Below are 25,837 nucleotides of genomic sequence, written 5' to 3'. Positions count from 1 at the left end.
GGCCGGACCCTGGTGGACTCGGCCGATCTTCCCGCCCGTGTGCCCGATCGGATGCACGTCACCCGAATGCGCCGGGGCGCCGGTCGCCGGGTGCGGGGCCGTGGAAGGAAGGTCGTGCGACGGCTGCGGAACCGAGGCGCAGTCAACCCCGTTCGCCGGGCTCGTGGCGACTGCCGCATCCATGAACGCCGTGCGGGCCGAAGCACCGTGTCAACAGAGCGATCTGCGATCACGACGAGAGGAACCGGGATGCGCCCCACCCAGGCGACGGATCACCAGGCGGCCGGACCGCCGCCCGTCGCGCGTCTGGTCCGCCTGTCAGGATCCCCCGTCCGGCTGCGTCCGGACGGCGTACGCGCCGAACCACCCGCCGCCGCCCACCCGGAGGTGCACAGCGGCGCGCCCCCGGAGACGCCCGGCGGCGAGCGGGCCGTCGACCCGGACGTCACCGCGGCCGCCGACCGGGACGTCTCGGCGGCCGTGGGCCGGGTGCTGGACGAGGTGCTGGCCGAGCGGCTGGAGCGGGCCGGGGCGGCCGACCCGCTGTTCGCCCGGGACGTGGCCCTGCGGGTGGCGCGCTGCACGCAGCACGGCGGCAAGCGGGTACGGCCGCAGCTGCTGTGGTGGGCGATGCGCGCCTGCGGTGGCGGCGGCGCGGCGGCCGGCCCCGCGCTGCGGATGGCGGCGGCGCTGGAACTCGTGCAGACCTGCGCCCTCGTCCACGACGACGTCATGGACCGCTCCCCGCTGCGCCGCGGACGGCCCGCCCTGCACGCGGACGTCCGGGCGCAGTACGCCCCGGTCGCCGGGCCCGGACGGGCCCGGCGCTTCGGGGACGCGGCGGCGATCCTGGCCGGTGACCTGGCCCTGGCCTGGGCGGACGACCTGGTGGCCGAGACCGTGCCGCCCGCGCACACCGCGCCGGTGGTGCGGCGCCTGTGGAGCGACATGCGCACCGAGATGGTGGCCGGGCAGTACCTGGACCTGCACGGGCAGCTCACCGCCTCGCGCTCCCTGCCCCGGGCGCTGCGCTCGGCCTGCCTCAAGAGCGCCCTGTACTCCGTGGAACGGCCGCTCGCGCTCGGCGCGGCCCTGGCGGGCGCGGACGACGCCACGACACGGGCGCTGTGCGCGGCCGGGCGCCGCGTCGGCGTGGCCTTCCAGCTCCGCGACGACCTCAACGACGTGTTCGCCGACGCCCGGCAGACGGGCAAGCCCGCCGGCGGCGACATCCGCGAGGGCACGCCGACCTTTCTGACGACGCTCGCCCGGACCCGGGCGGAGGCGGCCGGGGACCAGGCGGCCCTGGCCGTGCTGGATCGCTCGCTCGGTGACGTCGGCCTGTCGCCCGAGGCCCTGGACGAGGTCCGGGACGTACTGGTGCGCACCGGCGCCCGGGCCGCGGTCGAGGCCCGGATCGGCCGGCTGGTGGCCCAGGGCCTGCGCCACTTCGACAGCGCCTCGCTCGGCGACGGGGCCGCGGCCCGGCTGCGCGAGCTGCTGGTCCGGGTGGCGGGCGCGGCGGGGCCGGTGGCCGGGGCGGGGGCGGCGCGTCCGGACGGCCGCGCCGGCACCGCGGCGGCGCCGGGCATCCCGGTGACACCGTCCGCGCTGGACCCGCTGGACCCGCTGGACCTGCTCGACGACCCGCTCGACGACCCGCTCGCCCCGCAGCCCCCGCACGCCCAGGAGAGCCGCCGATGACCCGTACCCTGCCCGGCCGTACCGACCACGTCGTCGTCGTGGGGGCGGGGCTGTCCGGGCTGTCGGCCGCGCTGCACCTGCTGGGCGCCGGACGCCGCGTCACCGTCGTGGAGCGCGACGCGCTGCCCGGCGGCCGCGCCGGACGCCTCGACCTCGGCGGGTACCGCGTCGACACCGGTCCCACCGTGCTGACCATGCCCGACCTCGCCGACGAGGCCTTCGCCGCCGTCGGCGACAGCCTGTACCGGCGCGTCGAGCTGATCGGGCTGCATCCGGCCTACCACGCCCGCTTCGCCGACGGCAGCGCCCTCGACGTGCACACGGACGCCGAGGCGATGGCCGCCGAGGTGGAGCGGTTCGCCGGCGCCGCCGAGGCGGCCGGCTACCGGCGGCTGCGCGACTGGCTGGAACGGCTCTACCGGGTCCAGCTGCGGCGGTTCATCGACGCCAACTTCGACTCGCCGCTGGGCCTGCTCACCGGCGACCTGGCCCGGCTGGCCGCGCTCGGCGGGTTCGGCCGGCTCGACCCCCGCATCGGCCGCTTCCTGCGCGACGAACGGCTGCGCCGCGTCTTCTCCTTCCAGGCCCTGTACGCGGGCGTGCCCCCGGCCCGGGCGCTGGCCGCGTACGCCGTCATCGCCTACATGGACACCGTCGCGGGCGTGTACTTCCCCCGGGGCGGCATGCACGCACTGCCCCGGGCCATGGCCGACGCCGCCGCCGACGCGGGCGCCGACCTGCGGTTCGGGCAGACCGTGGCCCGGCTGGAGCGCTCCGGCGACCGGATCACCGCGGTCGTCACCGACCGGGACCGCATCCCCTGCGACGCCGTCGTGCTCACCCCCGACCTTCCCGCCGCCTACCGCCTCCTCGGCCGCTCCCCGCGGCGCCCGCTGCGGCTGCGCCACTCCCCCTCCGCGGTCGTGCTGCACGCGGGCACCGACCGCACCTGGCCCCAGCTGGGCCACCACACCATCTCCTTCGGGGCGGCCTGGCACGGCACCTTCGACGAACTCACCAGGACCGGACAGCTCATGACGGACCCCTCGCTGCTCATCACCCGCCCCACCGCCACCGACCCCGGCCTCGCGCCGCCCGGCCGCCACCTGCACTACATCCTCGCCCCCTGCCCCAACACCGACATCGGCCCCGGCACGCGCGAATGGGGCGACCTCGCACCCGGCTACCGCGCCGCCCTGCTGCGGACCCTGGAGCAGCGCGGCCTGACCGGCATCGAGGACGCCATCGACGCGGAGTGCCTGGTCACCCCGGCCGGCTGGGAGGCCCAGGGGCACGCCGCCGGGACACCGTTCTCGGCGGCGCACACCTTCGCCCAGACCGGCCCGTTCCGGCCGCGCAACCTGGTGCGCGGCACCGAGAACGCCGTACTCGCCGGCTGCGGCACCACCCCGGGCGTCGGCGTGCCCACGGTGCTGCTGTCGGGGAAGCTGGCCGCGGCCCGCGTCACCGGCGTCCCCGGCGCCGTGCGCGGGCGCTCGCGGGTGCGGACGGCCCGGACCGAGGAGAGCACCGTATGACCGACCGCGAACTCGACGCGGCCGGGATCGGCGATCCGCTGCTGCGCGCCGCCTACCGGCGCTGCCGGACGCTCAACGCCCGCCACGGCAAGACGTACTTCCTCGCCACCCGGCTGCTGCCCGTCGCCCGCAGGCCCGCGGTGCACGCCCTGTACGGCTTCGCGCGCTGGGCCGACGACATCGTCGACTCCCTCGACCCCGCCGTGCGCACCGGCCGGCGCGTCGCGGCGCTGGCCGGGCTGCGGCAGAGCCTGGAGCGCGGCCTGCGCGACGGGCACAGCGACGAGCCGGTGGTGCGGGCCGTCGCCGACACCGCGCGCCGTTACGCCATCCCGCACGAGCACTTCCACGACTTCATGGCGGCGATGAGCGCCGACCTGGTGGTCACGGACTACCCCACCTACGCGGACCTGCGCGGCTACATGCACGGCTCCGCCGCGGTGATCGGGTTGCAGATGCTGCCGGTGCTGGGGACCGTGGTGCCCCGGCAGGAGGCCGCCCCGCACGCGGCCGCGCTCGGGGTGGCCTTCCAGCTCAGCAACTTCCTGCGGGACGTCGGCGAGGACCTCGACCGGGGCCGCGTGTACCTGCCCGCCGACCTGCTCGCCGCGCACGGCGTCGACCGGGCGCTGCTGCGCTGGAGCCGGGACACCGGCCGGCCGGACCGGCGGATCACCGCCGCGCTGCGCGCGTTCGAGGCGCTGACCCGCGGGGTGTACCGGGAGGCGGCGCCGGGTCTGGCCATGCTCGACCCGGTGTCGCGGCCGTGCATCCGTACCGCGTTCGTGCTCTACGGCGGCATCCTGGACGCCGTCGCCCGGGACGGTTACGCGGTGCTGCGCCGCCGGGCGGTGGTGCCGCGCCGGCGGCGTGCCGCGGTCGCCGCGGACGGGCTCGCCCGCCTGGTCGCGGCGCGGCTGCGGGCCCGGGCCGACGGCCGGGGCCGGGCCGTGGCCGCCGGCCCGCTCACGTCCGCCGCCGCGGCGACGGCGGACCGCACCGTCCACGAGGAGGTCGCGTGAACCCCACCCCGCCGGGCAGGCGCGGACGCCTGCCGCTGTCCCTGCGCAGGCGCCCCGTCGCCTGGGACCGTCAGCGGCCCACCTGGCGCGAGGCCAGGCCGGCCGTGATCGCCGGGGCGCTGAAGCAGGCCCAGGCCCGCCCGACCGGCAACTGGTACGTCGTGGGCGCCTCGCACGGGCTGCGCGGCGACCGCCCGCTGGCCCGGACCGTGGCGGGGCGCGAGGTGGTCGTCTGGCGCGGCGCCGACGGGCGCCCGGTGGCCGGGCCCGGCAGCTGCCCGCACCTGGGCGCGCCGCTGGCGGACAGCCCGGTGCGCTGCGGCACCCTGGTGTGCCACTGGCACGGACTGGCCCTGGACGGCAGCCCGTTCGCCGGCTGGCAGCCGCTGCCGGTCCACGACGACGGCGTGCTGGTGTGGGTGCGGCTCGACGACGCCGGCGGCGAGACACCGCTCGAGGCGCCCCCGGTGCCCCGGCGGCCGGAGGCGGCGGGCGCCCTGTCGGCCGTGTACGTCGGCACCGGGACCTGCGAGCCGGAGGACGTGGTGGCCAACCGGCTGGACCCCTGGCACGGGGCCTGGTTCCACCCGTACTCGTTCGTCGACCTCACGGTCGTCGGCACCCCGCCGGGCGACGCGGAGCCCGGCGGCGGTGAGGCCGGTGAGGACGGGGACGGCTTCGTCGTGGACGTCTCCTTCAAGGTGGCGGGGCGGCTGGTCGTGCCGGTGCGGGCCGTCTTCACCGCGCCCGGGCCGCGTACGGTCGTCATGCGGATCACCGAGGGCGAGGGGCAGGGGTCCGTCGTCGAGACGCACGCCACCCCGCTCGGCCCGGACGAGCGGGGGCGGCCGCGCACGGCGGTCGTCGAGGCCGTGGTCGCCGCGTCGGACCGCCGGGGTTTCGCCGCCGCCCGGCGGGCCGCGCCCCTGCTGCGGCCGCTGGTACGGGCCGCGGCCGGCCGTCTGTGGCGCGACGACCTCGCCTACGCCGAGCGGCGCTGGCAGCTGCGTTCCTCGGGCCGCTTCCCCGGCTGAGCGCGCCCCTCCCCGGCGGGCCCGGCGGCGCTCACGTGCCGCACCGCTCGGCCAGCCACTCCAGGGCGGCGGCCGCGCCGTTCAGCACGGAGAGGTGGCCGTCGTCGGGGCGCAGCCACAGCCGGGACGCGGGGCAGTGGCCGGCGAGCCAGCGGCCGTGGGAGGCGGGGACGACCCGGTCCCGGCCGCCGTGCAGGAACAGCAGCGCGCCGCTGATCGTGCCGGGGTCGAAGTCCCAGTCGTCCACGTAGGCCAGGTCGTCGTCGATCAGTGCGCCGGGACCGGCCGCCACCGCGGGGGCGACGACCTCCTCGAACCAGGACCACTCCCCGGCGAGGGCGGCGTGGTCGGCCTCGGTGAACATCTCCGGGTCGTAGACCGCCCCGGCCTCGTGGCGGGCCTTCGCCTCCCGTCCCGCGGCCGCCGCGGCCAGGGAGGCCCGCCCGGAGTCGTTCATCCCGGCGAACCAGTCGAGCCCGTCGGCGCGGTACGGCGCCGGTCCGGCCATGCTCACCGCGCCGGGCACCCGGTCGGGCAGCAGCGCGGCGCAGGCCAGGGCGTGCGGTCCGCCGCCGGAGTGGCCGAGCACCGCGAAGCGGCCGACGCCGAGCGCGTCCGCGACCCGGGCCGCGTCGGCGGCCGCGGACCCGACCCGCCGGCCCGGCAGCGCTGTCGAACCGCCGTAGCCGGGGCGGTCGTACGACACGAAGCGGATGCCGAGCCGGGCGGCGGCGGGCAGCAGGGGCCGGGGCGGGGCGCCCAGGTTGGGGGTGCCGTGGTGCCACATCACGGTGAGGCGGACCGGCCCGCGGCCGGTGCCGGTGTCGTAGACGTGGAGCCGGCGGCCGTCGGCCGTCTCGCACTCGCTCTCGGTGACTATGTCCATCGCTGCGGGGCTTTCTGTCCGGGACCGGTGGGCGGCGGGGCGTTCCCGGCGGGGAGGGCCCGCCGGCCGAAGAGGGCGAGGAGCCGGTCGGTGGGGTGGTCGGGCCGGGCGGGCGGGAGGGGGGCGGCGAACAGGCCGGTGCGGTCCACGCCGTCGACGACGAGCGGGGCGGCGGCGAGCAGCGCCTCCACCAGGGTCGGAGGCAGGGGGGCGGGGCAGCCGGTGGACTGGTTCACGTCCCAGGCGTGCAGGGTCAGTTCGTAGCTTCCCAGAAGGGCCGCCCAGTGCACCCGGGCGGCCCCCGGGGACGCGCCCGCCGCCGCGGCCCGCAGCCGGTCCAGTTCGTGCCGGGCCGCCGCGCAGCCGGGTGCCGGGAGGCGTTCCGGGGGTGTGCCGGTGAGTGCCTGGCGGGTGGCGGCGGTGGAGTCGGCGAGGTGGCGCACCAGCGTGGCGAGGTCCCAGGCGGTGCAGGGGGTGGGCGAGGCCGGGTCGGCGAGAGCGGCGCCGTCGAGACTGGTGAGCACCGCGTCGCAGGCCCGGTCGAGCAGCCGCAGCGGGTGGGACGCGCTCATGCGGCCGCCGCCGGGAGGGCGCGCGGCACGCCGAAGCGGGGGAACAGGCCGGGTTCCAGGAAGACGACGATGCGGGAGATCAGGCCGCCCTCGGTCTCCAGGACCTCGATGGCGTGCGCGTGGAAGGTGCCCTCGGGGCCCTGGACGTAGGTGGCCAGCGCCGGGCAGCCGTTGGCCCACAGCGGCAGGGCGCGCAGGGGGCGGCGGAAGACGCGGCGCGTCCAGTGGTCGTGCACGGCGGCGCGGCCCCGGAACCAGGCGGTGACGGGCGGCATCTCGTAGGTGACGCCGTCGCGCAGCAGCTCGGCGAGGCGCCGGGTGTCGGCGCTCTCGAAGGCGGCCAGGTAGCGCCGCAGCACCTCCTCGTCCGGGGCCGGACCGGGGGTGACGGCGTCCTCGGCGGGCGGGTCGTCGGCCAGCGCGGTCCGGGCGCGCTGCAGCAGGCTGCGGCAGGCGTCGACGGAGACGCCGAGGAACTCGGCGGCCTCGGCGATGCGGAAGCCGACCACGTCGACGAGGAGCAGCGCGGCGCGCTGGCGGGCGGGCAGCCGCTGGAAGGCGGCCACCAGTGCCAGCCGGGTGCTGGCGCGCAGCACGGTGATCTCCGAGGGGTCCTGGGCGTCCCGGGGCGGCCCGGCCGTGGGCAGCGGGGTGAGCCAGGAGACGCCGTCGGTGCGGGGCAGGTCCGCGGCGCGGGTGTCGTCGGCGGCCGTGCCGAGGCCGGAGGGCAGCACCCTGCGGTGGGTGCTGCCGAGCGCGGACAGGCAGGCGTTGGTGGCGATCCGGTACAGCCAGGTGCGCAGCGAGGAGCGGCCGTCGAAGCGGTCGTAGCCGCGCCAGCCGCGCAGCAGCGTCTCCTGGACCAGGTCCTCGGCGTCGTGGACCGAGCCGAGCATCCGGTAGCAGTGGGCGAGCAGTTCCTGGCGGTGGGCGGCGGCCAGGGCGGCGAAGTCGTCAGTGGGCACGGAGTTCCTCCGGTACGGGCCCGGCGGCGCCGTCGGACGCGGTGCCGGCGGCGCCGGGGCGGGTGCGGCCCGGGGCGAGCAGCCCGCAGGCGGAGCCGGCGAAGGCCAGCGCGGCGGCGACGGCGACGGCGGCCGAGAAGCCGTCGGCGAAGCCGGCGGGCGTGTGGTCGCCGCCGGCCGCGCCGAAGACGGCCGCCATGACGGCGATGCCGAGGGCCCCGCCGAGCTGGCGGACGGTGTTGAAGGTGCCCGCCGCCTTGCCCATCAGGGCGGGCGGTACGGCGGTCATGACCGCGGTCTGCTGGGCGGGCATGGCCATCGACGTGCCGGCGCCGGCCAGGACCAGCGCGGCCACGGAGTGGGCGTAGCCCTGGTGCTGGTGGGCGTTGACGCCGACCCACAGCAGTCCGGCGCCCTGGAGGAGCAGCCCGGTGGAGATCAGGGCGCGGGCGCCGAGGCGGTTCTGCAGCCGGCCGGCGACCGGGGCGACGAAGAACAGGGTCGCCGTCCAGGGCAGGAACCGCAGGCCCGCGCCGAGCGGGGAGAAGCCGAGGGCGACCTGGAGGTACTGGGCCAGGAAGAAGACGGTGCCGAACAGGGAGGCCGTCAGCATCAGGGTCGACAGGTTGCCCGCGGCGAAGGCCGGCCGGCGCAGCAGCCGGGTCGGCAGCATGGGGTGCGCGGCGGTCGCCTGCCGCACCGCGAAGCCCGCGAGGGCCAGCGCGCCGGCCGTCAGGGCGCCCAGCACCTCGGGACTCGCCCAGCCGGCGGTCCCGGACCGCACCAGCGCCCACACCAGGGCGGACATGGCGACCGCCGAGAGCAGGATGCCGGGCAGGTCGGGGGCGGCGGGCCGGCCCCGGGTTTCCGTGAGCACGGACCGGGCGACGGGCACGACGACGGCGATGACCGGCACGTTGATCCAGAAGATCCACTGCCAGGCGATGCCCTGGGCGACCGCGCCGCCGATCAGCGGGCCGCCGACCACGGCGAGCCCCATGACGGCCGCGTAGACGCCCATGACGGCGCCGCGGCGCGCGGGCGGGGTGGCCTCGGTGAGCAGTGCCAGCGCGGCGGGTGACAGCAGGGCGGCCGCGGCCCCCTGGACCGCCCGGGCGGTGACGAGCAGGCCGGCGTCCGGGGCGAGCGCGCAGGCGGCCGACGCGAGGGCGAACAGCACCAGGCCCGTCAGGTAGGCGCGCTTGCGGCCGATGCGGTCGCCGAACTCGGCCGCCGGGACGAGCAGGGCGGCGAAGGCGAGCCCGAAGGCGTTGACGGTCCACTCCAGGTCGGAGAGGGAGGCGCCGAGGTCGTGCCGGATGGTGTCCAGGGCCGTCGCGACGACGAGCTGGTCGAGCGCGACGATGAGTCCGGCCACCGCGGTCAGTGCCAGGACCCGGCCGGGGGCGGGTGGCGTGCCGGTGGCGGCGGGTGCGGTCATGGGGGCGTCCTTTCCGGTGGTGAGGTCACCGGTACTGACTCGCGGGCCGGGCCGAATGCATCGGCCGGATCACCGATGCGTTTGCGCCCCGGCGGGAGTCCACCGGACATGAACCCGATCGACGACAGCCCCCGACGTCTTCTGCAGAGCGCCCTGGTGTCCCTCAACGGAGTCATCGGAGAGCCCCTGGCCTGGGCCGGACCCTACTTCGGGGCCGGCAGCGCGGCCCACTCCCTCGACGTCCTGCGCGGCTGCGACGCGCTGCTGATGGGCCGGCGGACCTACGAGATCTTCTCCCGCCAGTGGCCGGCCGCGTCCGGCCCCTACGCGGACCACCTCAACACGATGCGCAAGTACGTCTTCTCCGCCACCCTCGGCGAGGCGGCGTGGACCAACACGACGGTGGTCGCGGAGGACCCCGCCCAGGCCGTGGCCGAGCTGAAACGGACCCCCGGGCGCGACCTGATCGTCTACGGGCACGGCCGCTTCGGGCAGACCCTGTGCGACGCCGGCCTCGTCGACGAGCTGACGCTGACCGTGGTGCCCGTCTTCACCGACGGCGTCCCCTTCCACCGGCCCGGCGCGCGCGGCCAGGCCTGGGAGCCGGTGAGTGCCGGCCCCGGCCGGGACCCGGGGCTGGTGTCCCTGACGTACCGGCCGGCGCGCACGGCGTGATCCCGGGGCGGCGCATCGCCGCCCGGCCAGGGTGCTTGCGTCCGCGCTACTCCCGGCCGGACTCCGCGTGTTCGCCGAACCAGGCGGGGCCCACGGTGAGGGTGCCGTCGGACAGCGGACGGCAGCGGACTCCGCCGCCGGCGCGCAGGGCCCGCTGGGCACCGGGGCCGAGGGTGGTGTCCATCCACGCGCAGGGCCGGGCGGCGCGGCGGACCGCGAGCAGCACGGGTCCGGTGCCGGAGTCGAGGAAGACGGTCGTGCCGATGTAGGTGTCGATGTCGACCCCGCGCAGCAGGACGTTGCGCCGGGTGCGCCGCAGGTCCGGTTCCGCCCCCGCGGGCAGCCGCTCGGCCGCCATCAGGGTGACCGAGGCCTCGCGGTGGGCGGGCCGGTTGAAGTACCGGTCGCCGACGATGCCCAGGCCCTCGCGCACGCTGAGCGTCGTCACCGACTCCTCGCCCGGCAGCTCGGGCACGCCGTCGCCGGGGCGGCCCGCGAAGCGGTGCACCGGCGAGACGAGGAGCTGAACGATGTCCACCTGCCGCACGGGTCCGAGCGTAGCGAACGGGCCGGGTCAGCCGGTGGGTGGGGCGGGGGTGGCCCGGAGGACCGGTCGGCGGCGCAGGCGCGGGCGGCGGGGGCGAGCGCCCGCACGCCGAGTGCCTGGCCTGTCGGGCCTGTGGGCCTGTGGGCCTGTGGGCCTGTGGGCCTGTGGGCCTGTGGGCCTGTGGGCCTGTGGGCCTGTGGGCCTGTGGGCCTGTGGGCCTGTGGGGGATCGTGACGGCCCGCCGCGCCGCCCTCCGCACGCCTGTGCCTGCCCTCCGTCCGCCGCCGCCCGTCCCCTGTACGCCGCTGTCCGTCGCCCGATCGGCTCAATGCCGGTACGCCTCCGGGGGCCGGGAGGCGTACGGGGTGTGAGCGTGGTGGAAGGGATGGCCCGCACAGCCACGGTGAGGAGGCGGAATGTCGGACGGGTGCGACGAGCGCGGCGCGGTGTGCGCCGCCGTGGCGGAAGGGCCGCCGGCCGGCCTGCCGGCCCGTTCCTTCGAGCAGTTGAGCGGCGTCGCCGACGCCGTCCTCTACGAGGGGTACCTGCTCTACCCCTACCGCCGGTCCTCCCCGAAGAACCGTGTCCGCTGGCAGTTCGGCGTGCTGCTGCCCCGGGACGCGGCGGAGGCGGACGGTCCCGTGGTCCCCGGCGTGTCCGGTTCCGCCGACTCCTGGTACCAGCACACCGAGTGCCTGCTGCGCGTCCTGCGGCCGGACGCGGTCGTCCACGTCCGGGTGCGCTACCTGCAGATGCAGCACAAGCAGGTGGAGGCGGCCGGACCGGGCGGCGCCCATCACGCGGTGGAGTCGCTGCGGACGGACGACGGCACCACGCATCTCACGTTCGACGAGGCGGTGCCCCGGGAGGCCGGCCTGGTCGTGCCGCTGGAGGAACTGCTGCGCGGCGCCCGCACGTTCCCGGCGGGAGCGCCCGCGGAGGTCCGCGACGAGCCGCTGCCCTCGGGGGTCGGACGGCTGACCCGGCGCCGCGAGGAGGTCAGGGCGGCCACCACCGTGGAGGCCGAGCGGCTCACCGCGGACGTCTGCCGGCTGCGGGTGCGCACCGAGAACATGGGCCGGTCGCCGGGCCGCGGGGCCGTCCGGGACGAGGCACTGCGGCACGCCCTGATCGCCACGCACACCCTCGTCGGCGGCGACGGCGTCGAGTTCGTCTCGCTGATCGACCCGCCGGCGGACCTCGAGCCCTACGCCCGCGGCTGCCGCAACGACTTCACCTTCCCCGTCCTCGGCGGTGATGCCCCTGAGCCCGGCGCCGTGGGCGGGTCGGCGCCCGCGCCGGCGGTGCTGTCCTCGCCGATCATCCTCCCCGACCGGCCGCAGGTGGCCCCGGAGAGCCCCGGCGACCTGCACGACGCCGGGGAGATCGACGAGATCCTCACCCTGCGCACGATGCTCCTGACCGACGAGGAGAAGCGCGAGGCCCGGGCCACGGACCCGCGCGCGGCCGCGATCCTGGACCGCGTCGACTCCATGCCGCGGGAGGTGTTCGCCCGGCTGCACGGCGCCATCCGCTCACTGGCCCCCGCCGCACCGGCCGGGTCCGCCGCCCCCGCCGGGCTCCCCACTGCTGCCGCGCCCGCCGGACCTGCCGGAGCGGACGGCTTCGCGGCGCGGGCCGCCTGGTGGCAGGAGGGTGCCGACGACGGGCTGTCGCCCACCACCGACTCGGTACTGGTGGGCGGTGTGCCCCTCGGCGGCGGCAGCCGCGTCCGGCTGTGTCCCCGCGGCCGGGGCGCCGACGCCCAGGACATGTTCCTGCGGGGACGGACCGCCCAGGTCGCGGCCGTCTTCCACGACGTGGACGGCAGCGTGCACCTCGCGGTCACCCTCGACGACGACCCCGCGGCCGAACTGAACGGCTGGTACGGCCGCTTCCACTACTTCCGGCCCGAGGAACTCGAGCCGCTCGATCCCGCGGAGCACTCCGGGCCGTATCCCGCGGCCCCCGACCGACTCCGAGACCCCCTGCAGCGGAGGCCGACCACATGACCACCAACAGCGGCACCGCCGATGTCAGCCAGGACCCCAGCCGGGCCGGGGAACGCACGGGCTTCGACGAGATCACCATCCTGTGGATCTCCGAGGGCATGAGCTGTGACGGCGACACCGTCTCGCTCACCGCGGCCGGCCAGCCCTCCATCGAGGACGTGGTGCTGGGGCTCATCCCCGGCCTGCCCAAGGTGAACCTGGTCAACAAGGTGCTGTCGCCCAGCCTGGGCGGCGAGGACTTCCTCGCCCCCTACCGGGCGGCGGTACGCGGCGATCTGGGCACCCCGTTCATCCTCGTCATCGAGGGTTCGATCCCCAACCAGAACATCATCGAGGGCGACGGCTACTGGACGTCGTTCGGCAACGACCCGGAGACCGGGCAGCCGCAGACCCTGAACTGGTGGATCGACCAACTCGCCCCCAAGGCGTGGGCGGTGGTCGCCGCCGGCACCTGCGCGACCTACGGCGGCATCCACGCGATGGCCGGCAACCCCACCGGTTCGATGGGCCTGGCCGACTACCTGGGCTGGGACTTCACGTCGCAGGGCGGCCTGCCCATCGTCAACGTGCCCGGCTGTCCGATCCAGCCCGAGAACTTCATGGAGACCCTGATCTGGGTCCTCTACCACGCGGCCGGCTCCGCTCCGCCGCCCCCGCTGGACCACATGCTGCGGCCGCAGTGGCTGTTCGGCAAGACCGTGCACGAGGGCTGCGACCGGGGCTCGTACTACGAGCAGGCCGGCTTCGCCAAGGACTACAACTCCCCCAAGTGCCTGGTCAAGACGGGCTGCTGGGGACCGGTGGTCAACTGCAACGTGCCCAAGCGGGGCTGGATGGGCGGCCTCGGCGGCTGCCCGAACGTCGGCGGCATCTGCATCGGCTGCACGATGCCCGGCTTCCCCGACGTGTTCATGCCGTTCATGGACGAGCCGCCCGGCGGGACCCTGTCGTCCCTGGCCATCAAGCCGTACGGGGCCGTCATGCGGCGGCTGCGCGGACTGACCAACGACATGGTGAACCACGAGCCCCGGTGGCGGCACAACAAGCGCAAGCTGACCAGCGGTTACGACCCCCGCTACCGCCCGTGACCACCGGCGCCGCGCGCCCTGCGGGCGCGCGTACCGGCCCGCATCCCGTCCCAGCACCACCGAACCCGAACAGCGAGGGGCACCACCTCCCATGACCACAACCGAGTCGCGGCCCACGGGGCGCAAACCCGCCCAGCTCGTGGACATGTCCTGGGATCCGATCACCCGGATCATCGGCAACCTGGGCATCTACACCAAGATCGACTTCGCCAACCGGGAAGTGGCGGAGTGCCACAGCACGTCCTCGCTCTTCCGCGGCTATTCGGTGTTCATGAAGGGCAAGGACCCGCGCGACGCCGGGTTCATCACCTCCCGCATCTGCGGCATCTGCGGCGACAACCACACCACCTGCTCCAACTACGCCCAGCAGATGGCCTACGGGGTCAAGCCGCCGAAGCTGGCCGAGCACATCACCAACCTCGGTGAAGCGGCCGAGTACATGTTCGACCACACGATCTTCCAGGACAACCTGGTGTTCGTGGACTTCTGCGAGGCGATGGTCAAGGCCACCAATCCCGGCGTGCTGGCCCGCGCCGAGCGGACCGACGCGCCCCGCGGTGACATCCACGGCTACCGCACCATCGCCGACATCATGAAGGCCTTCAACCCCTTCGAGGGCGAGGTGTACAAGGAGGCCCTGAAGGTCAGCCGGGTCACCCGGGAGATGTTCTGCCTGATGGAGGGCCGGCACGTCCACCCGTCGACGCTCTACCCGGGCGGCGTCGGCACGATGCCCGCGCCGAACACCTTCACCGACTACCTCAGCCGGCTGATGCGCGTCATCGACTTCGTCAAGAAGGCCGTGGCGATGAACGACGACGTCTTCGACTTCTTCTACGAGGCCCTGCCCGGCTACGAGGAGGTCGGCAGGCGCCGCATCCTGCTGGGCTGCTGGGGCGCCTGGCAGAACCCGGACGTCGTCGACTACCGCTACGAGACGATGAACGAGTGGGGCAAGGCGATGTACGTCACCCCCGGCATCATCGTCGACGGCGAACTGGTCACCAACAACCTGGTCGACATCAACCTCGGTCTGCGCATCATGCTCGGCAGCTCCTTCTACGAGGACTGGGTCAACGAGCAGCCGTTCGTCACCCACGACCCGCTGGGCAACCCGGTCGACATGCGGCACCCGTGGAACCAGACGACCGTCCCGGTGCCGCAGAAGCGGAACTTCGACGGCAACTACAGCTGGGTGATGAGCCCGCGCTGGTACCACCAGCAGACCGACAAGCACCTCGCCCTGGACACCGGCGGCGGACCGCTCGCCCGCCTCTGGTCGACCGCGCTGAACGGCCTGGTCGACACCCCGTACATCAAGTCCACCGGCTCCAGCGTGCGCATCACGCTCCCCAAGGGCGAGTCGCTGCCGGAGACGACGCTGGAGTGGAAGATCCCGAAGTGGAGCAACACCCTCGAACGGGACCGCGCCCGGCCGTACTTCATCGCCTACGCCGCCGCCATGGCCCTGCAGTTCCTGGAGGAGGCGATGGGCATGCTGCGGGACGGCGAGACCAAGGTGTTCGAGAACTTCGAGGTGCCGGACGAGGCGATCGGCTGCGGCTTCCACGAGGCCGTGCGCGGTGTCCTCTCCCATCACCTGGTGATCAAGGACAAGAAGATCGCCAACTACCACCCCTACCCGCCCACCCCCTGGAACGCCAGCCCCCGGGACATCTACGGCACCCCCGGGCCGTACGAGGACGCCGTGCAGGGCCAGCCCATCTTCGAGGAGAACGGGCCCGACGACTTCAAGGGCGTCGACATCATGCGCACCGTGCGCAGCTTCGACCCGTGTCTGCCGTGCGGTGTGCACATGTACGTCGGCAAGGGCAGGACGCTCTCCACCGTGCACTCCCCGACCTACGGGGCCGACCATGGCTGACCCCGGCCCCGCCGGACGGCTTGCGGACCCGGCGGTCGAGGCGCGGCTGGCCCGGCTCGACGAGGTGCTCGCGGGTCTCGAGTCGGCGCCGGGCCCGACCGCCCGCTCCGCGCTGGAGGCGGTGCGGCTGCTGTCCGAGGTGTACGGTGAGGCACTCGCCCGGGTCCTGGACCACGCCGACGAGCGGCTGACCGGGCAGCTCACCGACGACGAGCTGGTGGGGCACCTGCTGGTGCTGCACGACGTGCACCCCGACCCGGCCGAGCAGCGGGCCGCCCGCGCGGTCGAACTGCTGCGGCCCGCGGTGCGTGAGCGCGGCGGCGACGTGGAGTGGGCCGGTCTGGACGGGCAGGTGGCCCGGGTGCGGCTGAGCACCGGCGGAGGCTGCGGCTCGGGGTGCGGCGGCGGCACGTCCGACGTCACCGACGCCGTGCGCGAGGCCGTCCTGGCCGCCGCTCCGGAGCTGACCGGGGTGGAGCCGGTGCCCAGCGAGCCGGAGCGGTCCGCGGCTCCCGCGTTCGTCCCCCTGGGCACGATCCGGCTGCGGTCCGCGGCGGCGCCGCAGGAGGCGCGGTGAGCGCGGACGGGGCGCTGGCCCGGGTCATCCGCTCCGCCGCCGACCGTACGGCGGCGGAGGCCGGGGTGTGCGACCTGTGCGCCGCCCCGGTGGGCGAGGAGCACCCCCATCTCTACGAGACCGGGGCCGCCGAGGTGCGGTGCGTGTGCGGTCCCTGCTCGGTGCTGTTCGCCGGGCGGGGCGCCGCGGACGGCCACTACCGGCTGGTGCCCCGGCGCCGGGTCCGTCTCCCCCGGGTGGAGACGGAGGTGCTGGGGGTTCCGGTGGGCCTGGTGTTCTTCGTGCCCCGCGCGGACGGCACGGTCACCGCGCAGGGACCGAGCCCGGCCGGGGCGATGCGGTGGCAGGTGGAGGCGGAGGCCTGGCAGCGGATGGCCGCGATGTGTCCGCAGCTCGCCACCGTGGAACCCGACGTGGAGGCGCTGCTGGTGAACACCGTGCACGGCCTCGACGAACACTGGATCGTGCCGGTGGACGACTGCTTCCGCATGGTCGCCGTCGTACGCCGGGAGTGGCGCGGGCTGTCGGGCGGGGGCCGGGTCTGGCCGGCCGTCGAACGGTTCTTCGCCGACCTCACCGAACGGTCATGATCACGCACTCGTCCGGACCGGCCCACCGGGCCGGGCGGGCTCAGGCGAGGAAGGAGAGCACCATGGGCAGCATCAGAGTCGGCCGTCCCCAGGCGAAGCCCGACACGCCCACCCACGTGCCCGGTCTGCACCAGGGCAACAGGGGGCCCTACGCGCGTCAGACCGGGCATCACGAGGACGGCACCGCGGACGCGCGCCGCTCCACCGGGATCCACTGGAAGCGGCATGACGCCTTGCTGGAGGCCATGCCGAACATCTCACCGGGATGAAAGGGCAGCACGTGAGCGCGATGAGGGTCGGATGCGGCGACACGGGCCGGGGGGTACGCCGCCGGCCGCGAGCCGGGACGCGGGGGACCGGGGTGTCGGGACGCCAGGTACTGAAGGCGCAGGCCGTCGTGGTGGGCGGCCTGGTGCTGGCCCTCCTGGCCTGGGAGGTGCCCAGCCTGCTGCGGGAGATGAAGATCTACCGCATGACCGGGGGCCTGCGCGCACGCCGCCGGTACCCGTGAGCCGGTCGTGCACGAGCTGTCGATCGCCAGTGCGATCGTGGAGCGGGCCGGTGAACTCGCCCGGGAGGACGGGGCCGACGCCGTCGCGTCGGTCACCGTCCGTGTCGGGGAGCTGGCCGGGGTGGTGCCGGACGCCCTGCGCTTCGCCTTCGAGGTCGCCCGGGACGGCACCGCGCTGGCCGCGGCCCGCCTCGTGGTGGAACAGGTCACCGCGCACGCCTACTGCGCGCCCTGTGCCGAGGAGTTCGCGGTGGGCATGCCGCCGTTCTTCTGGTGCCCGGCCTGCGACCGGCCCTCCCAGGAGCTGCGGCGCGGCCGGGAGCTGGAGATCACGGACGTCGTACCGGCCCTGAGCGCGCCCGGGGAGTGACGTCGAACGGCCCCGCCGGTGTCCCTGGGGCACCGGCGGGGCCGCGTCACGGGCGGGCGGGTCAGCAGATGCGCGGCAGCTGCTCGCCCAGCGGCAGATCCAGCACCCGGGTGCCGCCGAGCCCGGTGGCGACCACGACCATGCCGGGGTGGTCCTCGACGCACTCCCCGATCAGGGTCGCGCCGACGCCCTGCGGGTGCGCGCGCATCGCCGCCAGCACCGCCTCCGCCGAGGCCCGGGGCACGAAGGCGACCAGCCGCCCCTCGTTGGCGACGTACAGCGGGTCCAGGCCGAGGAAACCACAGGCGTTGGCGACCTCGTCCGGCACCGGGACGGCGCGCTCCGAGATCCGTACGCCGGTGCCGGAGGCGCGGGCGATCTCGTTGAGGGAGGCGCCCAGCCCGCCGCGGGTGGGGTCCCGCAGCACATGGATGTCCGGGGTGACCGCGAGCATGGCCGCCACCAGGTCCGCCAGCGCGGCGGTGTCGGAGGCGATCTCCACGCCGAACTCCAGTCCCGCCCGCACGCTCATGACCGCCACGCCGTGCAGGCCGATCGGGCCGCTGACGATGACGGCGTCGCCGGGCCGGGCACGCTGCGGGCGGATGTCCACGCCGTCGGGGACCAGGCCGATCCCGGCGGTGGTGACGTACACGCCGTCGCCGTGCCCGGCCTCGACCACCTTGGTGTCGCCGGTGACCACGGTGACCCCGGCCGCCCGGGCCGCGGCGCCGATGTCCCGCGCGATCCGCTCGACGACGCTCAGCCGGACCCCTTCCTCCAGCACGAACGCGGTGGAGAGGTGGGCGGGCCGGGCGCCGCTCATCGCCAGGTCGTTGACGGTGCCGTTGACGGCCAGGTCACCGAGGCTGCCGCCGGGGAAGACCAGCGGTCTGACCACGTAGGAGTCGGTGGAGAACGCCAGCCGGGCACCGCCGAGGTCGACGACGGCCGAGTCGGCGAGCGCGGCCAGGACGGGGTTGCCGTACGCCGGGGCGAACACCTGGTCGACCAGTTCGGCCGACAGGGCGCCGCCTCCGCCGTGGCCCATCACCACCACCGGCTGGTCGCGCAGCGGTGCGGGGCAGGTCCAGTTCGCGGGGTCGACGGCGGTTTCGGGGGTGGTGTCGGCGGCCGCGGGAGCCAGTTCAGCCAACGGGGTTCATCTCCTCCTGCGCGATACGGGATCCCTGCGGCGCCGCGGTGGTCATCCGGCGGTACAGGTAGTAGGCCGCGCAGGCGCCCTCGGAGGAGACCATGGTGGCGCCGAGCGGGGTGCGCGGCGTGCAGGTCGTGCCGAAGGCGGCACACTCGGTGGGCTTGATCAGCCCTTGCAGGACCTCGCCGGCGCGGCAGGCGGCGGGCTCCTCGGTGCGGATGCCGCCGACGTCGAAGCGGTGCTCGGCGTCGTGGGCGCGGTAGGCGTCGGTGAGCCGCCAGCCGCTGGCCGGGATGCGTCCGATGCCCCGCCAGGCACGGTCGGTGACCTCGAACACCTCCTCGATCATGCGCAGCGCGGCCGGATTGCCCCGGTCCTGCACGGCGCGGGCGTAGGCGTTCTCCACCCGGTGCTCGCCGCGCTCCAGCTGGTGCACGGCGCGGCGGATCCCCTCCAGGATGTCCAGCGGTTCGAACCCGGTGACCACCACCGGCACTCGGTGCCGCTCCGCCAGCGCCGGGTACTCGGCAGTGCCCATCACGCTGCACACGTGCCCGGCGGCCAGGAAGCCCTGCACCCGGCAGGACGGCGCGGTCATGATGGCCTCGATCGCCGGGGGGACGCGGACGTGGGAGACCAGCAGGCTGAAGTTGTCCAGGCCCAGCCGCCGGGCCTGGTGCACGGCCATGGCGTTGGCGGGCGCGGTCGTCTCGAAGCCGATGGCGAAGAACACGACCTGCCGGTCGGGGTGGCGGCGGGCCAGCTCGAGGGCGTCGAGCGGTGAGTACACCACCCGTACGTCACCGCCCTCGCCCTTGACGCGGAAGAGGTCCCGGTCGGTGCCGGGGACGCGGAGCATGTCGCCGAAGGAGCAGAAGATCACCCCGGGGCGGGCGGCGATGTCCAGCGCCTTGTCGATCATCTCGAGTGGGGTGACGCAGACCGGGCAGCCGGGGCCGTGGATCAGCTCCACCTCCTGCGGCAGCAGCTGGTCGATGCCGTGCCGGATGATGGAGTGGGTCTGGCCGCCGCACACCTCCATCAGCGCCCAGGGCCGGGTGACGGTCGCGCGGATCTCGTCCAGCAGCCGCCGGGCCAGCTGGGGGTCGTTGAACTCCTCGATGTACTTCACCGGACCTCACTCCCGCTCTCCCCGCGCGTGCCCGTCAGGGGGGCCGGCGGGGCGGCGCTCCCCGCCTCCTTGGCCGCCTGCGTCCAGGCGTCGCCGAACTCCTCCTCCAGCAGCCCCAGTTCCTCGAACAGCTCCAGTGACGCCCGGGCCGACTCCTCGTCCAGGCGCTGCAGGGCGAAGCCGACGTGGACGATGACGTACTCCCCCACCCGTACGTCGGGCAGGTACTCCAGGCAGGCCTGTTTCTGCACGCCGCCGAAGTCGATCAGACCCGTCAGCGGGTCGGCGCTGTGGTCGATGGCCACGACTTTGCCAGGCACGGCCAAACACATGTCTCACTCCGTCTCGTCGCTGTCCGCGGACCTGTCCGGGGGGCGCCGGTCGCCCCGGTCCACCGGTCGCTCGGATCTACCGGGCGGCTGCCGGCTCCCGTCCGGGCAGGGGATGGTGGGCGGCGACGACGAGCTGGCCGAGCGCCAGCCCGCCGTCGTTGGGGGGGACTTCGCCGTGGCACAGCACGGTGAAGCCGTCCGCGGCGAGCAGGGCGGCGCACTCCCGCTCAAGGAGCGCGTTGGCGAAGACGCCTCCGCTCAGGACGGCCGTGGTCAGTCCGGTGGCGGTGCGGGCCCGCCGGCAGATCTCCGCGACCGCCCGTGCCACGCCGCGGTGGAAGCGGGCGGCGAGCATCGGCGCCGGGGTGCCGCGGCGCCGGTCGGCGAGGAGCGCGGCGAGCAGCGGCGCGGGGTCGCAGTCGACGAGGCCGGGGCCGCGGCCGCAGGCGAAGCCGTACGCCGTCTCGTCGGCGTCCCAGGCCGCGGTGGCCGCCGCTTCCAGTTCCAGGGCGGCCTGCGCCTCGTAGCCGGTGCGGTGGCAGACGCCGGCCAGTGACGCCACGGCGTCGAAGAGGCGGCCCATGCTGGAGGTCGGCACGCAGGCCACCCGGTGTTCCAGCTGGCGGCGCAGCACGGTCAGTTCGGTCGCCGTGCAGGCGGTGACGCTGGGCAGGTGCGGCTCCCACGGCAGGCCCGCGGCCCAGAGCCTGGCCAGTGCCAGCCGGCAGGGGTTGGCCACGCCGGCGTCGCCGCCCGGCAGCGGGGCGGGAGTCAGACGGGCGAAGCGCCGGTAGCCGGCGTAGTCGGCGAGCAGCACCTCGCCGCCCCAGACGGTGCCGTCGTCGCCGTAGCCGGTGCCGTCGAAGGCGACGCCGATGACGGGCGTGGTGCCGTCGAGGCCGTGCTCGGCCATGGCGGAGGCGATGTGGGCGTGGTGGTGCTGGACGAGCACCGGCCGGGCCGGTTCGAGGCCGGCGGCCCGGCGGTGGGCCCAGCGGGCGGAGTGGTAGCCGGGGTGGCGGTCGGCGGCCACCAGTTCGGGGGTGACGCCGGTCAGGCCGGTGAGCCGCCGTTCCGCCCGCCGGGCGCTCTCCAGCGTCGCCAGGTCTCCCATGTCGCCGATGTGCGGGCCGAACCAGGCGTGGTCGCCCTCGCCGACGCAGGGCGCGTTCTTCAGGTCGCCGCCGACGGCGAGCGCGGGGCGCACCGGCACCGGCAGGAGCAGGGGGCGCGGTACGTAGCCGCGGGAGCGGCGCAGCACCTGTGCGGTGCCGTCGGCGCGCACCCGCAGCAGCGAGTCGTCGCAGGGGGAGGCGATGGGGCGGTCGTGGGCGAGCCAGGCGTCGGCGAGCCCGGCGAGCCGGGTGAGGGCCTCGGCGTCGTCGGTGACGATGGGTTCGCCGGAGCGGTTGCCGCTGGTCATCACCAGTGCGCGCGGGCCGGGCGGGTCACCGGGGAGTCCGAACAGCAGGGTGTGCAGGGGGGTGTAGGGCAGCATGACGCCGACGTGCGGGCTGCCGGGGCAGACCTCGTCGGCGAGCCGGGGGCCGGGGCCGCCGGTGCGGGGGCGCAGCAGGACGACGGGGCGTCGCGGGCCGGTGAGCGCGGCGCGTTCGGCGTCGGTCGGCGCGGTGAAGCGCTCGGCGGTGGCGAGGTCGGCGCACATCACCGCGAACGCCTTGCCGCCGCGCTCCTTGCGGGCGCGCAGGCGGGTGACGGCGTGGGCGTCGGTGGCGTCACAGGCCAGGTGGTAGCCCCCGATGCCCTTCACGGCGACGATCCCGCCCCGGGCCAGCAGGGACCGGGCGGCGGCGAGGGCGGCGGCGTCCCGGGCCGGGCGGACGTCGCTGCCGGCGGCGGGCACCAGGCGCAGCCGGGGACCGCAGTCGGGGCAGGCCACGGGCTGGGCGTGGAAGCGCCGGTCGAGCGGGTCGCCGTACTCACGGGCGCAGCGCGGGCACAGCGGGAAGCCGGCCATGGTGGTGGCCACCCGGTCGTACGGCATCGCCGTGGCGATGGTGAAGCGGGGGCCGCAGTGGGTGCAGGTGATGAACGGGTGGCGGTGGCGGCGGTCGGCCGGGTCGGCCAGCTCCCGCAGGCAGTCGGCGCAGGTCGCGGTGTCGGGCGGCAGCTGTGTGCGGGTGCCGGGCTGCCCGGCGGGCCCGGACTGCTCGGTGGCGCGGATGGCGAAGGGGCCGGCGGCGCCGGTGGCGGGGACCTCCTCGGTCCCGATGCCGGTGACGGCGGCCAGCGGGGGTGGCTGCCGGGCCAGCAGGTCGCAGAACCGGTCCACACCGTCCGGCGGGCCCTCGACCTCGATCAGCACGCCGCCCGCGGTGTTGCCGACGAATCCGGCCAGCGCCAGGTCGGCGGCGAGGCGGTGGACGTAAGGCCGGAACCCCACGCCCTGCACGGTGCCGCGCACGGTGAGCCGGCGGCGTACCTGGCCGGTGACGGGTGCGGTCATGAGGCGGGGGCGGGCGCGGGGTCACCGTGCGGGTGGCTGTGGGGGTGCGGAGCGAGCGGCGGCCGGTGCGGCGGCGCTCCGTCCCGCACCGCGAGGGCCCGGTCCAGGACGAGGTCGACGCCGTCGCCGGTGCGGGCGCACGACCGGACGATCTCCACGCCCGGGTTGACCCGGTGCACATGGGAGCGGAAGGCGGCCTCGTCGAAGCCGGCGGGCCCGGCCAGGTCGGTCTTGGTGATCACGACGAGGTGGGCGGAGCCGAAGGCGGTGGGGTACTTCAGGGGCTTGTCCTCGCCCTCGGTCACCGCCATCAGCACGATCCGCAGGCTCTCGCCGAGGTCGTAGGACGCGGGGCAGACCAGGTTGCCGACGTTCTCGACGAACAGCACCGCCGTGTCGTCGGGGAGCCAGCCCTCGACGCGGCGGCGGACCTGGCGGGCCTCCAGGTGGCACAGCCCGTCGGTGAGCAGCTGCTGCACCGGTGCTCCGGAGCGGGCCAGGCGCACCGCGTCGTTCTCGGTCGCCAGGTCGGCGGTGAGGGCGGCCACCGGGACGCCCCGCGCGACCGCCCGGGCCAGCACCCGGCCCAGCAGCTCGGTCTTGCCGCTGCCGGGGCTGGACAGCAGGTTGACCAGGCTGACCCCCCGGGCGGCCAGGTCACCGCGCAGGCCCGCGGCCAGGTCGTCGTTCTTCGCCAGCACGGCCTGCTTGATGTCGGACCGGCACATGGCACTGCTCCTCGGGCTCGGCGGCGGCTCTCACCGATGGTCGGCCGCGTCGGCCGCGAGGTGCGGCAGCGCAGCCGTGCCGAGGTGCCCGGATTCCATCGGGCGGCCCAACGCCGGGTCGGCCGAGGGGTCGGCGAGCAGCACCGGCACGATGGTGTGCAGGGCCTCGACGGCGCGGTCGACGGCCTCCCGCACCGGCGCGCTGAGCCCGGGGGCGATGTCCTCGTCGTCGCGCGGGCGCAGCCGCGGCTCGCAGGCCAGGACCAGGACCCGGGGCAGCGGCTCGTCGCCGAGGTGGCGGGCCAGCGCCAGCACCCTCGCCGGGTCCATGCCGTGGGCCTCGGGCGGGGCGGTGCCGTCCGGCGGGCCGGGTTCGACGAGGGAGAGGGTGCCGGGGCGGTGGCCGCGCTGGGCGGCGTCGACCAGGACCGCGGTGTCGTAGCCGCCGAGCAGTTCGTAGGCGAGGTCCATGCCGCGGATGCCGAAGTCGCGCACCCGGACCCCGGACGGCAGCGGGCGCCCGTCGAGGGCGCGGATCACCTCGGGTCCGAAGGCGTCGTCGGCGAGGAAGATGTTGCCGACACCCGCCACCAGCAGCCGTACGGGACGCGGGGTCACCGCACGCCTCCGGCGGCCGGCTCGCCGACGGGGGCGAGCGGGCGGGCCGGGCCGGACGGCGTCTTGCGGACGAAGGCCGACCGCAGGGCGTGGTAGGGGGCGCGCGGGTCGAAGAAGACGGTGGACATCCGGGCGAGTTCGGCGCGCCGGTAGTCCGTGAGGGGCCGTTCCTCCTCGTCCGAGCGGCGGGTGGCGGCCTTCGCGGCGAGCCGCCGGCCGAGGTCGGGGGCGTCGGCGAGACCGGCCGCGAGGCGCTCGACCCGTTCGGCGAAGTCCTGCGGCGCGGCCGGCACCAGCCGGTCCACCAGGCCGATGCGCTCGGCCGACGCGGCGCTCAGCGGCAGTGCCTCGCGGGTGAGCCGGTGCGCGGTGCCGGCTCCGACGCGGCGCGGCAGCGTGTAGGTCCAGAACTCGGAGCCGTACAGACCCATCCGCCGGTAGTGCGGGTTGAGGACGACGCCCGTGCGGCACCACACCTCGTCGGCGGCCAGGGCGAGCATCACGCCGCCCGCCGCGGCATTGCCGCCGAGCGCCGCGATCACCAGCCGGTCGGTGGTGCGCAGCACCGCCTCGACCAGGTCGTCCATGGCGTTGAGGTTGGCCCAGGACTCCTGGGCCGGGTCGGCGGCCGCCTCGATGACGTTGAGGTGGATGCCGTTGGAGAAGAAGTCGCGGGCGCCGCCGAGGACCAGGACGGAGGTGGGACGGGCGAGCGCGTACCGGTAGGCGGTCAGCAGTCTGCGGCACTGGCCGGTGCTCATCGCCCCGCCGGGGAAGGAGAACCGCAGGAAGCCGACGTCCCCGAGCTGCCGGTAGCCGATGTCGGTCCAGGTCCGCCGGTCGGCGGGCAGCTCCAGCGGTACGGGGTCCTCGGGCAGCCAGGACGGCCGGTCGCCGGGGCGCGGCCGGACCGTGGAGACGGCGCCGTCCCCAGCCGTGGGCGCCGTCGTGGGCGCCGTCGTGGGCGCCGGGAAGGAGGCCAGCACGGAGGCCGCCGGACGGCGGAAGGGCGCCGGGTCGCCGGAGTTCTTGCGCGGGCGCAGTTCCGGGATCCACACCGCGCCGTCCCGCGTGGCGCGGCAGACGGCACCCGCGCGGGTCGCGAGCAGCTCGCCGGGGCGGCCGCGCAGCACGTCCTCGGGGTGCCCGCCGTGCAGGAACACCTCGCGGCCCGCCAGCCGGTCCAGGACGCCGGGCTGGGAGTCGGCCCCGCGCAGCTTGCGCAGCACCGTCGCGGTGTCGTCCGCCTCCCAGTCGATCCGCCGCCGCTCCTGGCCGAAGAAGTCCCGCCGGACGACGGTGATCGCCGGGTCGCTCTGCGGCTGCGGTTTGTGGGCGCCGTCGGCGTAGCGCCGCACCGCCAGCAGGACGGCGGCGACGGCGGCGTCGGAGACCTCGTTGCGGTACACGTCGCTCTTCCCCACCGGCGGCATCTCGAAGGACAGTGACGCCCAGACGGCGCCGGCGTCCATGGCCGCCTCCGCCTGGAGCACCGTCACGCCCCAGCGCGGCGCCTGCTCGGCGATCGCCCAGTCCAGCGACGAGGGGCCGCGGTCACCGGGCGGGCCGGGGTGCACGATCAGGCAGGTGTGCCGCTGCCACACGTCGTCGGGCAGGGCTGTCCTCAGCATCGGCGCGACGACGAGGTCCGGCCGGGTCGCGTGGACGGCGGCGCGGACGGCGTCGGCGCCGTGGGAGGCGAGCACGACGTCCACCCGGTGCCCGTGGTCGGACAGCTCGGCGTGGACCCGCTGGGACAGGCTGTTGAACGCGCTGACGACGAGCAGAATGTCCATGACGCGGATGTTCGTCCTGTCCCCGGGTTCCGGGAAGGACCCCGGCGGCGTTTCGCCCGCCCCGCCCCGGCCGCTTCCGCCATCCGGACCGGCGGGCGCCCTCGCGTCCCCGGTCCCGGGCGGTGGGACCGGTGACCGCGGCGCCCGGGCGCGTTGCACGTCGCCGCCCGCGGGCTTGCGCTTACCGT

The 25,837-nt window shown here is 75.7% G+C and carries 25 protein-coding genes; 13 read left to right on the top strand and 12 right to left on the bottom strand.

Going from position 1 to position 25,837, the window contains the following annotated elements; genetic code table 11:
• Positions 1-249: 249 nt before the first annotated feature.
• Genes ACZ6CZ_RS05530 through ACZ6CZ_RS05515 form a run of 4 tightly spaced genes read left to right on the top strand, consistent with a single transcriptional unit; the run spans position 250 to position 5,298 of the window.
• A complete protein-coding gene (locus ACZ6CZ_RS05530) occupies positions 250-1,704 on the top strand; it encodes a polyprenyl synthetase family protein (RefSeq protein ID WP_469015137.1) in 1,455 nt (484 codons plus the stop codon).
• On the top strand, positions 1,701-3,242 hold the full coding sequence (crtI, locus tag ACZ6CZ_RS05525; protein WP_469015133.1) for a phytoene desaturase family protein: 1,542 nt from the start codon (positions 1,701-1,703) through the stop codon (positions 3,240-3,242). The genes ACZ6CZ_RS05530 and crtI overlap by 4 nt, the downstream gene beginning before the upstream one ends.
• Positions 3,239-4,264, top strand: coding sequence for a phytoene/squalene synthase family protein (locus ACZ6CZ_RS05520; protein WP_469015130.1), 1,026 nt, complete (start codon positions 3,239-3,241; stop codon positions 4,262-4,264). The genes crtI and ACZ6CZ_RS05520 overlap by 4 nt, the downstream gene beginning before the upstream one ends.
• Positions 4,261-5,298 carry a DUF5914 domain-containing protein gene (locus ACZ6CZ_RS05515; RefSeq protein WP_469015127.1) on the top strand — a complete coding sequence of 346 codons (1,038 nt, stop codon included), beginning with the start codon at positions 4,261-4,263 and terminating at the stop codon, positions 5,296-5,298. Before ACZ6CZ_RS05520 ends, ACZ6CZ_RS05515 begins: the two co-directional genes overlap by 4 nt.
• Positions 5,299-5,329: 31 nt before the next feature.
• Here the strand turns inward: ACZ6CZ_RS05515 and ACZ6CZ_RS05510 are convergent, their stop codons facing one another.
• The 4 genes from ACZ6CZ_RS05510 to ACZ6CZ_RS05495 are packed head-to-tail and all read right to left on the bottom strand — an operon-like array spanning position 5,330 to position 9,162.
• Positions 5,330-6,184, bottom strand: coding sequence for an alpha/beta fold hydrolase (locus ACZ6CZ_RS05510; protein WP_469015122.1), 855 nt, complete (start codon positions 6,182-6,184; stop codon positions 5,330-5,332).
• The gene (locus tag ACZ6CZ_RS05505; RefSeq protein WP_469015119.1) at positions 6,175-6,756 is read right to left on the bottom strand and encodes a DinB family protein; all 582 of its coding nucleotides are present in this window, start codon (positions 6,754-6,756) and stop codon (positions 6,175-6,177) included. Before ACZ6CZ_RS05505 ends, ACZ6CZ_RS05510 begins: the two co-directional genes overlap by 10 nt.
• A complete protein-coding gene (locus ACZ6CZ_RS05500; protein ID WP_469015117.1) occupies positions 6,753-7,721 on the bottom strand; it encodes an RNA polymerase subunit sigma-70 in 969 nt (322 codons plus the stop codon). The genes ACZ6CZ_RS05505 and ACZ6CZ_RS05500 overlap by 4 nt, the downstream gene beginning before the upstream one ends.
• Positions 7,711-9,162, bottom strand: coding sequence for an MFS transporter (locus ACZ6CZ_RS05495; protein WP_469015114.1), 1,452 nt, complete (start codon positions 9,160-9,162; stop codon positions 7,711-7,713). Before ACZ6CZ_RS05495 ends, ACZ6CZ_RS05500 begins: the two co-directional genes overlap by 11 nt.
• Positions 9,163-9,270: 108 nt before the next feature.
• Here ACZ6CZ_RS05495 and ACZ6CZ_RS05490 point away from each other — a divergent pair, with 108 nt between their 5' ends.
• Positions 9,271-9,837: a dihydrofolate reductase family protein gene (locus ACZ6CZ_RS05490; RefSeq protein WP_469015112.1), complete on the top strand. Its 567-nt coding sequence runs from the start codon at positions 9,271-9,273 to the stop codon at positions 9,835-9,837.
• A gap of 46 nt (positions 9,838-9,883) precedes the next feature.
• Here the strand turns inward: ACZ6CZ_RS05490 and ACZ6CZ_RS05485 are convergent, their stop codons facing one another.
• A complete protein-coding gene (locus tag ACZ6CZ_RS05485; protein ID WP_469015110.1) occupies positions 9,884-10,384 on the bottom strand; it encodes a molybdenum cofactor biosysynthesis protein in 501 nt (166 codons plus the stop codon).
• A 416-nt stretch (positions 10,385-10,800) separates the two neighbouring features.
• Between ACZ6CZ_RS05485 and ACZ6CZ_RS05480 the strand changes: the two genes are divergently transcribed.
• The 8 genes from ACZ6CZ_RS05480 to hypA all read left to right on the top strand — a co-directional run bounded on the left by ACZ6CZ_RS05480 (position 10,801) and on the right by hypA (position 17,417).
• Positions 10,801-12,396, top strand: coding sequence for a hypothetical protein (locus ACZ6CZ_RS05480; RefSeq protein WP_469015108.1), 1,596 nt, complete (start codon positions 10,801-10,803; stop codon positions 12,394-12,396).
• Positions 12,393-13,484 (top strand): NADH-quinone oxidoreductase subunit B family protein, encoded by a 1,092-nt coding sequence (locus tag ACZ6CZ_RS05475; protein ID WP_469015106.1) that lies wholly within the window; start codon positions 12,393-12,395, stop codon positions 13,482-13,484. Before ACZ6CZ_RS05480 ends, ACZ6CZ_RS05475 begins: the two co-directional genes overlap by 4 nt.
• A gap of 91 nt (positions 13,485-13,575) precedes the next feature.
• On the top strand, positions 13,576-15,369 hold the full coding sequence (locus ACZ6CZ_RS05470) for a nickel-dependent hydrogenase large subunit (RefSeq protein ID WP_469015105.1): 1,794 nt from the start codon (positions 13,576-13,578) through the stop codon (positions 15,367-15,369).
• Positions 15,362-15,946, top strand: a complete 585-nt coding sequence (locus tag ACZ6CZ_RS05465) for a NifU family protein (protein WP_469015101.1) — start codon at positions 15,362-15,364, stop codon at positions 15,944-15,946. Before ACZ6CZ_RS05470 ends, ACZ6CZ_RS05465 begins: the two co-directional genes overlap by 8 nt.
• Entirely contained in the window at positions 15,943-16,536 is a 594-nt protein-coding gene (locus ACZ6CZ_RS05460; RefSeq protein WP_469015099.1) for a DUF5947 family protein, read from the top strand. The genes ACZ6CZ_RS05465 and ACZ6CZ_RS05460 overlap by 4 nt, the downstream gene beginning before the upstream one ends.
• Before the next feature lie 62 nt (positions 16,537-16,598).
• On the top strand, positions 16,599-16,805 hold the full coding sequence (locus tag ACZ6CZ_RS05455) for a hypothetical protein (RefSeq protein ID WP_469015097.1): 207 nt from the start codon (positions 16,599-16,601) through the stop codon (positions 16,803-16,805).
• A 92-nt stretch (positions 16,806-16,897) separates the two neighbouring features.
• Entirely contained in the window at positions 16,898-17,047 is a 150-nt protein-coding gene (locus ACZ6CZ_RS05450) for a hypothetical protein (protein ID WP_469015094.1), read from the top strand.
• A 7-nt stretch (positions 17,048-17,054) separates the two neighbouring features.
• Entirely contained in the window at positions 17,055-17,417 is a 363-nt protein-coding gene (gene hypA / locus ACZ6CZ_RS05445) for a hydrogenase maturation nickel metallochaperone HypA (RefSeq protein ID WP_469015089.1), read from the top strand.
• 61 nt (positions 17,418-17,478) lie between these two features.
• On the opposite strand, the gene hypE is transcribed toward hypA, so the two are convergent.
• The 7 genes from hypE to ACZ6CZ_RS05410 form a co-directional block, all read right to left on the bottom strand.
• Positions 17,479-18,468: a hydrogenase expression/formation protein HypE gene (gene hypE, locus ACZ6CZ_RS05440; protein WP_469016550.1), complete on the bottom strand. Its 990-nt coding sequence runs from the start codon at positions 18,466-18,468 to the stop codon at positions 17,479-17,481.
• A 97-nt stretch (positions 18,469-18,565) separates the two neighbouring features.
• Positions 18,566-19,708: a hydrogenase formation protein HypD gene (gene hypD / locus ACZ6CZ_RS05435; protein WP_469015085.1), complete on the bottom strand. Its 1,143-nt coding sequence runs from the start codon at positions 19,706-19,708 to the stop codon at positions 18,566-18,568.
• A complete protein-coding gene (locus ACZ6CZ_RS05430; protein ID WP_469015081.1) occupies positions 19,705-20,040 on the bottom strand; it encodes a HypC/HybG/HupF family hydrogenase formation chaperone in 336 nt (111 codons plus the stop codon). The genes hypD and ACZ6CZ_RS05430 overlap by 4 nt, the downstream gene beginning before the upstream one ends.
• A 76-nt stretch (positions 20,041-20,116) precedes the next feature.
• The gene (gene hypF, locus ACZ6CZ_RS05425) at positions 20,117-22,507 is read right to left on the bottom strand and encodes a carbamoyltransferase HypF (RefSeq protein ID WP_469015078.1); all 2,391 of its coding nucleotides are present in this window, start codon (positions 22,505-22,507) and stop codon (positions 20,117-20,119) included.
• Positions 22,504-23,235, bottom strand: coding sequence for a hydrogenase nickel incorporation protein HypB (gene hypB / locus ACZ6CZ_RS05420; protein WP_469015072.1), 732 nt, complete (start codon positions 23,233-23,235; stop codon positions 22,504-22,506). The genes hypF and hypB overlap by 4 nt, the downstream gene beginning before the upstream one ends.
• A 30-nt stretch (positions 23,236-23,265) precedes the next feature.
• The gene (locus ACZ6CZ_RS05415) at positions 23,266-23,853 is read right to left on the bottom strand and encodes a hydrogenase maturation protease (RefSeq protein WP_469015068.1); all 588 of its coding nucleotides are present in this window, start codon (positions 23,851-23,853) and stop codon (positions 23,266-23,268) included.
• Positions 23,850-25,649 carry an enoyl-CoA hydratase-related protein gene (locus ACZ6CZ_RS05410; RefSeq protein ID WP_469015063.1) on the bottom strand — a complete coding sequence of 600 codons (1,800 nt, stop codon included), beginning with the start codon at positions 25,647-25,649 and terminating at the stop codon, positions 23,850-23,852. Before ACZ6CZ_RS05410 ends, ACZ6CZ_RS05415 begins: the two co-directional genes overlap by 4 nt.
• Positions 25,650-25,837 lie beyond the last annotated feature (188 nt).

It is taken from the genome of Streptomyces sp. NPDC041135 (assembly GCF_055592085.1).
The sequence above is the reverse complement of the archived record's forward strand: the minus strand, read 5'-3'. Positions and strand labels throughout refer to the sequence as shown.